This window comes from Bremerella sp. JC817 (genome assembly GCF_040718835.1).
GTDB lineage: Bacteria > Planctomycetota > Planctomycetia > Pirellulales > Pirellulaceae > Bremerella.
The window spans coordinates 1-495 of record NZ_JBFEFG010000228.1; the positions used below are offsets into that span (position 1 = coordinate 1).

At 53.9% G+C, this 495-nt stretch carries 1 protein-coding gene; it reads right to left on the reverse strand.

Translation table 11 applies throughout. From position 1 onward, the window contains the following. Positions 1-120 precede the first annotated feature (120 nt). Positions 121-495: hypothetical protein (locus AB1L30_RS01170; protein WP_367011495.1), on the reverse strand; the 375-nt coding region annotated here is incomplete at its 5' end.

Here is a 495-nt window from a genome sequence, read left to right on the forward strand (position 1 = left end):
CGTCGGCGAGACAATCTTCCTCAACATGCCGGAATTGGGGGCGGAAGGACCGGGCCAGAGAACTTTTCCTGCAAGGCTTTCTCGGCAACAACACGTCGCTGATAAACCCGCGTGACAACGTCACTCATTTGCTGGCGAACAACCGGATCGACCTTTTCCAGACGACCGACCAGGTGAAGAAAGAAGCCGAAGCGAAGCCAGCCGCGGAAGAAAAGAAAGCGGAAGAGCCCGAGATGAAAGACCCAGCGCCAACAACAGCAGGACCAACAACAGCAGGACCAACAGCAGCAGGACCAACAGCAGCAGGACCAACAGCAGCAGGACCAACAGCAGCAGGATCAACAGCAACAGGACCAACAGCAGCAGGATCAACAGCAACAGGATCAACAGCAACAGGATCAACAGCAACAGGATCAACAGCAACAGGACCAACAACAACAGGACCAACAACAACAGGACCAACAACAACAGGACCAACAACAACAGGACCAACAA